Raw genomic sequence first — 9,038 nt, 5'->3', positions numbered from 1 at the left:
CCATGCCGAAGCGCTGCTCGCCGGGTTCGAGGGCGGGCGCGTGCTGGTCAGCGAGGACGGCCGCGCCGCGCTGGTCGCCGGCAACGGCACGGTGGCGGTGCTCAAGCGCCACGGCGCGCGGGTGGCGGCGCGCCGTCTGGTCCCGCCGCTCCGCCTGCGCGAGGCGGTCGAGGGCGTCACCGTCGACACTGGTGAGCGCCAGTTCGGCCCGGTCACGCTGACCGGGGTGATCGCCGACGACATCCGCGCGCTGGAGGCGAGCCCGACCGCGACCGTCCACACGCTGCATTGACGCGCGGCGCCCTGCGGCCACTCGGCTGCGACTGGCGCCGGATTGAGTTGCGGGCGAAAGCCCACGCGGTTTCCGAACCCGATGGCGTTGCCGCTGACACTGTTGTAAGTGACGCCGGGTGCCCGACCTTCCCGATCCCGTCACCCTGGCCGTTCCCGCGTTCGTGCTGCTGGTCGCGGCGGAGATGCTGGTCGCCCGGGCGCGCGACCGGCGCCGCTATGAACCGCGCGATACGCTCACCTCGCTGTTGCTCGGCACCGGCAGCACCGTCGCTGGGGCGTTGACCGGCGGCGCGGTCTTTGCGCTGTCGCTGTGGCTCTACCAGTTCCGGCTCTTCGACATCGGCTGGCAATGGTATTGGTTCGTCGTCGCCTTCGTGATCGACGACCTCGCCTATTACTGGTTCCACCGCACCGCGCACCGCGTCCGCTGGTTCTGGGCGAGCCATGTCGTCCACCATTCCAGCCAGCACTATAATCTGTCGACCGCGCTCAGGCAGACCTGGACCGGCTTCTTCGCGCTCAGCTTCGCGTTCCGGCTGCCGCTGTTCCTGATCGGCTTTCCCCCGGCGATGGTATTCTTCGTCGCCGGGATCAACCTGATCTACCAGTTCTGGATCCATACCGAGGTGATCGGCCGGATGCCGCGCTGGTTCGAAGCGGTGATGAACACCCCGTCGCACCACCGCGTCCACCACGCCACCAACGCGCGCTACCTCGACCGCAACTATGCCGGCGTGTTCATCGTGTGGGACAAGTGGTTCGGCACGTTCGAACCGGAGCGCGACGACGAGGTGCCGCGCTATGGCATCGTCAAGGATCTCGGCAGCTTCAACCTGCTGTGGGCGGCGTTCCACGAATGGATCGGCATCGCGCGCGACGTGTGGCGCGCGCCGGGACTCGCCAACAAGCTGCGCTACATCACCGCGCCGCCGGGGTGGAGCCACGACGACAGCCGGGACACGTCGGACAAGATCCGCGCCGCATGGATGGCGCGGCGACAGGAGGGGACACAGGAGGGGTCATGGAAGAAGCCGATATCGTCGTCATCGGGGGTGGATCGGGCGGAGCGGCGGTCGCCGGCCGGCTGAGCGAGGGCGACCGCTACCGCGTCGCCGTGATCGAGGCGGGCGGGCGCAACACCGGCGCGGTCACGCTGATGCCGGCGATGCTGGCGCGCCAGACGCCAAAGACCAACTGGGGCTATGAAACGGTGCCGCAGCCGGGCCTCAACGGCCGGCGCGGCTATCAGCCGCGCGGGCGCGGGCTGGGCGGATCGAGCGCGATCAACGCGATGCTCTACGTCCGCGGCAATCCATGGGACTATGACAATTGGGCGGCGCTGGGCTGCCACGGCTGGTCCTATGCCGATGTGCTGCCGGTGTTCCGCCGCGCCGAGCATAATGTGCGCGGCGCCGACGTCTGGCACGGCGCCAACGGGCCGCTATGGGTCAGCGACCAGTGCGATCCGCACCCGGCCAACGCCGCCTTCATCGATGCGGCGGCGGCGTTGCAGATCCCGCGCAACGACGATTTCAACGGCGCCCGGCAGGACGGCGCCGGCATGTTCCAGGTCACGCAGAAGCGCGGCGAGCGCTGGACGTCGGCGCGCGCCTATCTGGGCGAGGCAAAGGCCCGGCCCAATCTGGCGATCATCACCGACGCGCTGGCCGAACGCGTGTTGTTCGAGGACGGCCGCGCGTGGGGCGTCGCCTATCGGCGCGGCGGGGAAACGCGCACGATCCGCGCGCGCGCGGCGGTGGTGCTGGCCGGCGGCGTTTTCGCGACGCCGCAACTGCTGATGCTGTCGGGCATCGGCCCGGCGGCGCATCTGGCCGGGCACGGCATCGGCGTGCGGATCGATCGCGCCGGCGTGGGCGCCAACCTTCAGGACCATCTCGATTACACCGCGGTCTATGACAGCGCCGCGCCGGGCTTCCTCGGCAAATCGCTGAAGGGCAATCTGGCGGCGCTGGGCGCGATCGCGCGATGGCATCTCAGGCGGCGCGGGCCGATGACGACGCCGCTCGCCGAAAGCGGCGCGTTCCTGACGCTCGATCCCGATGCCCCCGCGCCCGACATCCAGCTCCATTTCGTGATCGCCCCGGTCGACGATCACGGCCGCGCCGCCGTGCCCGGCCACGGCTATAGCTGCCACGCCTGCGTGTTGCGGCCGGAGAGCCGGGGGAGCGTGACGCTGGCCAGCGGCGACGTCGCCGACGCCCCGCTGATCGACCCCGCCTTCCTCGATGATCCGCGCGACCTGGCGTTGCTCAAAAAGGGCGTGCGGCTGATGTACCGCATCATGGAGGCGCCGCCGATGGCCGCCTTTGCCGGGCGCGAACGCTATCCGGTCGACGCGGACGACGACGACGCGCTGGAACGGCTGATCCGCGCGCGCTCCGACACCATCTATCATCCGGTCGGCACGGCGCGGATGGGCAGCGACGACGATGCGGTGTGCGACCCCCGGCTGCGCGTGCGCGGGGTCGACGGGCTCTACGTCGCCGACGCCGCGGTCATGCCCCGGCTGGTCAGCGGCAACACCAACGCGCCCTCGATCATGATCGGCGAACGCGCCGCGGACTTCCTCCGCGCCGATCTGGGCGCCTAGGGTCGGAGGATATCGGTTCTATCCAGGTCGTCATTGCGAGCTCGGCAAAGCCGGGCGAAGCAATCCAGAGCCACCCGTGCCACCGCTGGATTGCCGCGGGGCCACGCCCCTCGCAATGACGATCCAGGGAAAGTCACCTCGCCATAGCGCGGGGGCGGTCGCAGCCCGCACAAAAAAGGGGCCGGTGGCGAACCACCGGCCCAGTCGTCCGCAGGAGGAACCCCGTCAATAATTGTAGGCGCGTTCGCCATGCTCGCCGAGGTCGAGGCCTTCGCGCTCGACGTCCGCGCTGACCCGCAGGCCGGTGACCAGCTTGGCGACATAGACCGCGATGACGGTGCCGATCGTCGCCAGCACGATCGTGGCGACCACCGCCTCGATCTGGACGATCAGCTGGCCGCCCATCGCATAGTCGGCCTTGCCCGGCCCGCCGAGCGACGGCGCATAGACGATCGCGGTGCCGATCGCGCCGACCACGCCGCCGATGCCGTGGATGCCGAACGCGTCGAGCGCGTCGTCATAGCCGAGCTTCGGCTTGAGCACCGTCACCGCGTAGAAGCAGATGACGCTGGCCACCGCGCCCAGCACGATCGCGCCGAACGGGCCCGCATTGCCCGCCGCCGGGGTGATCGCGACCAGCCCGGCGATGATGCCCGAGCAAAAGCCGAGCGCCGATCCCTTGTGGCCGCTCAGCCGCTCCGCCAGCATCCAGAACAGGCCGGCAGACGCGGTGGCGACAAAGGTGTTGATCATCGCCAGCCCCGCCGCGCCGTTGGCGCCCAGCGCCGAACCGGCGTTGAACCCGAACCAGCCGACCCACAGCAGCCCGGTGCCGACCCCGGTCAGCGTCAGCGAGTGCGGCACGATCCGCTCGGTCGGATAGCCGATGCGCTTGCCGAGGATCAGCGACGCGACCAGCGCCGATACGCCGGCGTTGATGTGCACCACCGTGCCGCCGGCGAAATCGAGCGCGCCCATGCCAAAGAACAGCCCGTCGCTCGCCCACACCATGTGCGCGATCGGGAAATAGACGATCGTCAGCCACACCGCGGCGAAGACCATCGCGGCGGAGAACTTCAGCCGCTCGACCGTCGATCCCAGCACCAGCGCGACGGTGATCGCGGCAAAGGTCATCTGGAAGCTGGCGAAGACATATTCGGGGATCGTCCCCGAAATGCTGTCGGGGGTCACCCCGGCCAGGAACGCCTTGCCGAACCCGCCGACATAGGCGCTGCCGCCCTCGCCGAACGCCATGGTATAGCCCCACATCACCCAGATCAGCATCGCCAGGCAGGCGACCGCGCCGATCTGCGTCATCGTCGACAGCATGTTCTTCGCGCGGGTCAGCCCGCCGTAGAACAGCGCCAGCCCGGGCACGATCATGGCGAGGACCAGCACGGTCGACGTCATCATCCACGCGGCATCGCCGCTGTTGACGCTGGGGGGCGGGGTCGCCGCCGCCCATGCCGGCGCGGCGGCCGTCAGTGCCGCGCCCGATCCGGCGACGGCGAGAAACTTGAAAGCGTGCTTCATCCTGTCCCCCAATCCCTAGAGCGCGGTCTGGTCGGTTTCGCCGGTGCGGATTCGCACCGCCTGACCGACATCGAGCACGAAGATCTTGCCGTCGCCGATCGCACCGGTGTTGGCGGACGCCTGGATCGCCTCCACCACCTTCGGCGCGAGACCGGAGTCGCAGACGACCTCGATCTTGATCTTGGGCACCATGTTGGTGCTGTATTCCGCCCCGCGGTAAATCTCCGTCTGGCCTTTCTGTCGGCCGAACCCCTTCACCTCCGTCACCGTCATGCCGGCGATCCCCGTTTCGGTCAGAGCCTCACGGACGTCGTCGAGTTTGAACGGCTTGATGATCGCGATGACCAGCTTCATTGGCGCCCCCTTCGCAGTCGCAGCAAAACACCTCGCAAGGGGCGTGCCAGGATCGGAATCGCGCGAAATCGCGCCTCGGAACGACCGAAACGATCAAGAAGCGGTAAAAAATTGTGCAGATGCGAAGGGGGCTGCCCAAGAATCAGGCAGCAGCGTCGCCCTCCGCGATCGCGCGCGCGGCGGCCAGGTCGTCCGCGTCGACCATCACCCGCACCGGGATCAGCAGCCAGCTGCCGTCGGCGATCGACGCGCCGCCGTCGAACGCGATGGCGAGGATCCCCTCCGCCTCCAGCCGCCCGACCAGGATGTTGGCGAGGTTGCGATCGTAGCGGCCGAGCTCGACCAGGCTCATCGCCGGCTCGCGCCGCGCCCGCTCACATCGCGGTCCCGCCAACGGTCAGCCCAGTGACCAGCAGCGTCGGCTGGCCGACCCCGGCCGGCACGCTCTGCCCGCCCTTGCCGCACATGCCGACGCCTTCGTCCAGCGCCATGTCGTTGCCGATGCCGGCGACGCGCGTCAGCACGGTCGGGCCGTCGCCGATCAGCGTCGCCCCCTTGATCGGCTGTCCGATCCGCCCGTCCTCGATCCTGTACGCCTCGGTGCAGGAGAACACGAACTTGCCCGACACGATATCGACCGATCCGCCGCCAAAGCTCTTGGCGAAGATGCCGTTCCTGACCCGCGACAGCAATTCGGCGGGATCGTCGTCGCCGCCGCGCATGAAGGTGTTGGTCATGCGCGGCATCGGCGCATGGGCGAAACTCTCCCGCCGCCCGTTGCCGGTCGGTTCGACCCCCATCAGCCGCGCGTTGAGCCGATCCTGGATATAGCCCTTCAGGATGCCGTCCTCGATCAGCACATTCTCCTGCGTCGGCGTGCCCTCGTCGTCGATGCTCAGCGAGCCGCGGCGATCGTGGATCGATCCGTCGTCGACCACCGTCACCCCCGGTGCCGCCACCCGCTCGCCGATGCGGCCGGAAAAGGCGCTGGTGCCCTTGCGGTTGAAATCGCCCTCCAACCCGTGGCCGACGGCTTCGTGCAACAGCACGCCCGGCCAGCCGGGGCCGAGCAGCACGGTGAACTCGCCCGCCGGTGCGGCGACCGCCTCCAGATTGACCAGCGCCTGCGCCAGCGCCTCGTCGATCGCCCGATTCCACGTCGCCGGCTCGAACAGCCGGTCATAGGTGGTGCGCCCGCCGGTGCCGAAGGTCCCGCTCTCGCGCCGCCCGTTGGCCTCCGCGACGATCGAGACGTTCAGCCGCACCAGCGGGCGCACGTCGGTGGCGACGAAGCCGTCGGGACGGACGATCTCCACCACGCTCCACGATCCCATCAGCGAGACCGAGACCTGCGCCACGCGCGGATCGCGCGCGCGCGCGGCGGCGTCGATCGTCTGGCACAGGTTCACCTTGTCGGCGAACAGGATCAGGTCGAGCGGGTCGGCGTCGGTATAGAGGTGCCGGTTGGTCGCGCGTGGCGGCGCGGCCTTGGGTCCGGCGGCGGGATCGATCAGCGCCATCGTCTGCGCCGCGCGGCGGATCGCCGCCTCCGACAGTTCGTTGGCATGGGCAAAGACGGTGGTCTCGCCCGACACCGCGCGCAGGCCGAATCCGGCGTGGGTGTCATAGCTCGCGGTCTTCAGCCGGCCATCGTCGAAACCGAACGCCTCCGCGCGGCGATATTGCAGATACAGCTCGCCGTCCTCGGCCTGCGCCAGCGCGTCGGCAGTCAGGCGGCGGGCGGCATCGGGGTCCAGCCCCTCGCGGTAGAGGAAGGAACGCGGATCGGAAGCGACGGTCATGCGCTCCGATATAGGCGCGTCAGAGGCTGGCGCCAGACGCGATGTCGGGCAGCGTCGCCGGATCGACCCCGTCGGCGGGTCCGCCCGACAGCACGAAGCGGCGGTCGCAATAGCCGCAGTCGACATAGCCGTGCTCGTCGATCTGCAGCCACACGCGCGGATGGCCGAGCGCGGCGGGCAGTCCCTCGCCGGCGCCGTCACAGGCGACGCGGGGATTGGTGACTCGGATGACTTCGGGCGGAGCGATCATGGGGGCCGGATAGCAAGCGGCGCGGCGCGGCACAATTCCCTCTCCCATCGGGAGAGGGAGGGAGCGGCGCAGCCGCGGAAGGGTGAGGGCGCTCGGACAGCGTATCACACCCAGCCTCACCCCGCGCCCCTCTCCCGCGGGGAGAGGGGTTGGCGACGGCCCCCGCGCTCCCTATTCCAGCCCCATGACCGAAGCCGCGATCGCCATTTCCGGGCTGTGCAAGACCTATCAGGGCGGCAAGCGCGCGCTCGACGACGTCAGCTTCGACGTGCCGCGCGGGCAGATCTTCGGGCTGCTCGGCCCCAATGGCGCGGGCAAGTCGACGCTGATCAACATCCTGGCCGGGCTGGTCAACAAGACGTCCGGTGCTGCCAGCATCTGGGGCTTCGACATCGACGCCCACCCGCGCAATGCCAAGGCGTCGATCGGCATCGTCAACCAGGAAATCCTGTTCGACCCGTTCTTCACCCCGTTCGAGACGCTGGAGATCCAGGGCGGGCTGTACGGGGTGCGCAAGGCCGATCGACGCTCGATGGAGCTGCTGCGCGCGGTCCATCTGGAGGACAAGGCGGGCGCCTATGCCCGCACGCTGTCCGGCGGCATGAAGCGGCGGCTGATGGTGGCCAAGGCGCTGGTCCACCGCCCGCCGGTGCTGGTGCTCGACGAGCCGACCGCCGGCGTCGACATCGAATTGCGCCAGCAGCTGTGGGCCTATGTCCGCGAACTCAACGCCGGCGGAGTGACGGTGGTGCTGACCACCCACTATCTCGAGGAAGCCGAGGAGCTGTGCGATCGCATCGCGATCATCAACCACGGCCGGCTGGTCGCCAACGAACCGACCCGCGAACTGGTCGGCCGCGCGCAGGAAAAGCTGGTCGAGGTCACCGTCGACCGCGACATCGCCGTCCCGCCGCAGGCCACCTGCTTCGAACGGATCGAGGCGAAGGGCGCGCGAGTGCTGTCGATCACCTATCGCAAGGACGTCGCCAACGCCGGGCAGGTGCTCGCGGCGGTGACCGCCGACGGCTACGGCATCGTCGACGTGTCGACCAAGGAACCGGATCTGGAGGACGTGTTCCTCAGCCTGACGCGCGCGGCGCATGGCTAGGGTCGATCGACATTCACGGATTCCAGGGGGCCATACCCCGTTTTAGCGTCATCCCGGACGTGATTCGGGATCCAGGCCGCTGGAAACACCGCTTGTCGCTCCGGATCCCGGATCAAGTCCGGGATGACGTATGAGGACAGCCACCGCTTTAATCGCGATCCGTCCTGGGGCGGGAACGACGGCCCCTGTCCTACACGCCGCCTTCTGTGCCACAGAGGCGGGGATGCGTGATTCTCCCGCCTTGATCGTCGCGGACGGCCCGGCCGTCCGCACGCCCGGAGCCTTTCCGTTCGGTCGATTTCCGCTCGCCGAGGAGGGCGTCAGCTGTGACCTTGGTGTGACCTTCGGAGCGCGCGCATGACCCGCGCCGACGTCCTGATCGTCGGTTCCGGCGCCGCCGGGCTTACCGCCGCGCTCAATCTCGCCGATCGGTTCAAGGTGACGGTGCTGGCCAAGGGCGGGCTCGACGAGGGGTCGACCGCGTGGGCGCAGGGCGGGATCGCGGCGGTACTCGAACCCGGCGACACCTTCGAAAGCCATATCGAGGATACGATGATCGCCGGCGCCGGCCTCAACGACCGCGCGATCGTCGAGATGGTGGTCGAGCACGCCCCCGGCGCGATCGCGCGGCTCGAACAGCTTGGCGTGCCGTTCAACCATGAGGGCGACACGCTCCACCTGACGCGTGAGGGTGGCCACTCGCATCGCCGCATCGTCCATGTCGACGACGCCACCGGCTGGGCGGTGCAGGAGGCGCTGCTCAACGCCGCGCGCGCGCATCCCAACATCACGCTGGTGCCCGACATGGTGGCGATCGACCTGGCGACCAGCCGGCACGAACTGCGCTATTCCGGGGCGGGGCACGTCTGGGGCGTCTACGCGGTCAGCCGGGCGACCGGGCATGTCGCGCTGTTCACCGCCAACGCGACGGTGCTGGCGACCGGCGGGGCGGGACGCACCTACCTGTTCTCCACCGCCCCGCGCGGCGCGACGGGCGACGGCATCGCGATGGCGTGGCGCGCCGGCGCGCGCGTCTCCAACATGGAGATGATGCAGTTCCACCCGACCTGCCTCTATCATCTGGAG

Annotated in this window: 10 protein-coding genes; 5 read left to right on the top strand and 5 right to left on the bottom strand. The window is 69.2% G+C overall.

Annotated features, from left to right (window positions below):
* The 3 genes from VNR91_RS00860 to VNR91_RS00850 all read left to right on the top strand — a co-directional run.
* A partial coding sequence (locus tag VNR91_RS00860) for a hypothetical protein (RefSeq protein WP_325488907.1) occupies window positions 1-292 on the top strand: 292 nt, incomplete at its 5' end.
* A 184-nt stretch (window positions 293-476) separates the two neighbouring features.
* Window positions 477-1,382 (top strand): sterol desaturase family protein, encoded by a 906-nt coding sequence (locus VNR91_RS00855; RefSeq protein WP_414712356.1) that lies wholly within the window; start codon window positions 477-479, stop codon window positions 1,380-1,382.
* Window positions 1,316-2,905: a GMC family oxidoreductase gene (locus tag VNR91_RS00850; protein WP_325488905.1), complete on the top strand. Its 1,590-nt coding sequence runs from the start codon at window positions 1,316-1,318 to the stop codon at window positions 2,903-2,905. The genes VNR91_RS00855 and VNR91_RS00850 overlap by 67 nt, the downstream gene beginning before the upstream one ends.
* Window positions 2,906-3,130: 225 nt before the next feature.
* Here the strand turns inward: VNR91_RS00850 and VNR91_RS00845 are convergent, their stop codons facing one another.
* The 5 genes from VNR91_RS00845 to VNR91_RS00825 form a co-directional block, all read right to left on the bottom strand.
* Window positions 3,131-4,438, bottom strand: a complete 1,308-nt coding sequence (locus VNR91_RS00845; protein ID WP_325488904.1) for an ammonium transporter — start codon at window positions 4,436-4,438, stop codon at window positions 3,131-3,133.
* A 15-nt stretch (window positions 4,439-4,453) separates the two neighbouring features.
* The gene (locus VNR91_RS00840) at window positions 4,454-4,792 is read right to left on the bottom strand and encodes a P-II family nitrogen regulator (RefSeq protein ID WP_325488903.1); all 339 of its coding nucleotides are present in this window, start codon (window positions 4,790-4,792) and stop codon (window positions 4,454-4,456) included.
* 142 nt (window positions 4,793-4,934) lie between these two features.
* Complete coding sequence (locus VNR91_RS00835) at window positions 4,935-5,144, bottom strand: putative signal transducing protein (RefSeq protein WP_325488902.1); 210 nt, start codon at window positions 5,142-5,144, stop codon at window positions 4,935-4,937.
* 22 nt (window positions 5,145-5,166) lie between these two features.
* A complete protein-coding gene (gene tldD / locus VNR91_RS00830; protein WP_325488901.1) occupies window positions 5,167-6,594 on the bottom strand; it encodes a metalloprotease TldD in 1,428 nt (475 codons plus the stop codon).
* Between the two features lie 19 nt (window positions 6,595-6,613).
* The gene (locus tag VNR91_RS00825; protein WP_325488900.1) at window positions 6,614-6,844 is read right to left on the bottom strand and encodes a zinc-finger domain-containing protein; all 231 of its coding nucleotides are present in this window, start codon (window positions 6,842-6,844) and stop codon (window positions 6,614-6,616) included.
* A 184-nt stretch (window positions 6,845-7,028) separates the two neighbouring features.
* Between VNR91_RS00825 and VNR91_RS00820 the strand changes: the two genes are divergently transcribed.
* Complete coding sequence (locus VNR91_RS00820) at window positions 7,029-7,952, top strand: ABC transporter ATP-binding protein (RefSeq protein WP_325488899.1); 924 nt, start codon at window positions 7,029-7,031, stop codon at window positions 7,950-7,952.
* A gap of 357 nt (window positions 7,953-8,309) precedes the next feature.
* Window positions 8,310-9,038, top strand: a 729-nt coding sequence (locus VNR91_RS00815; protein WP_325488898.1) for an FAD-dependent oxidoreductase, incomplete at its 3' end; no start/stop codon positions are given.

Origin of the sequence: Sphingomonas sp. (assembly GCF_035555815.1) — a bacterium.
Taxonomy (GTDB): domain Bacteria; phylum Pseudomonadota; class Alphaproteobacteria; order Sphingomonadales; family Sphingomonadaceae; genus Sphingomonas.
Note: the sequence above shows the minus strand (reverse complement) of the source record. Positions and strands in the feature narration are given on the sequence as shown.

Bases quoted from the DNA above. Each gene is read 5' to 3' on its own strand.
- tldD (WP_325488901.1), bottom strand. From the start codon at position 6,594: ATGACCGTCGCTTCCGATCCGCGTTCCTTCCTCTACCGCGAGGGGCTG.
- VNR91_RS00845 (WP_325488904.1), bottom strand. From the start codon at position 4,438: ATGAAGCACGCTTTCAAGTTTCTCGCCGTCGCCGGATCGGGCGCGGCA.
- VNR91_RS00820 (WP_325488899.1), top strand. From the start codon at position 7,029: ATGACCGAAGCCGCGATCGCCATTTCCGGGCTGTGCAAGACCTATCAG.
- VNR91_RS00825 (WP_325488900.1), bottom strand. From the start codon at position 6,844: ATGATCGCTCCGCCCGAAGTCATCCGAGTCACCAATCCCCGCGTCGCC.
- VNR91_RS00840 (WP_325488903.1), bottom strand. From the start codon at position 4,792: ATGAAGCTGGTCATCGCGATCATCAAGCCGTTCAAACTCGACGACGTC.
- VNR91_RS00855 (WP_414712356.1), top strand. From the start codon at position 477: ATGCTGGTCGCCCGGGCGCGCGACCGGCGCCGCTATGAACCGCGCGAT.
- VNR91_RS00835 (WP_325488902.1), bottom strand. From the start codon at position 5,144: ATGAGCCTGGTCGAGCTCGGCCGCTACGATCGCAACCTCGCCAACATC.
- VNR91_RS00850 (WP_325488905.1), top strand. From the start codon at position 1,316: ATGGAAGAAGCCGATATCGTCGTCATCGGGGGTGGATCGGGCGGAGCG.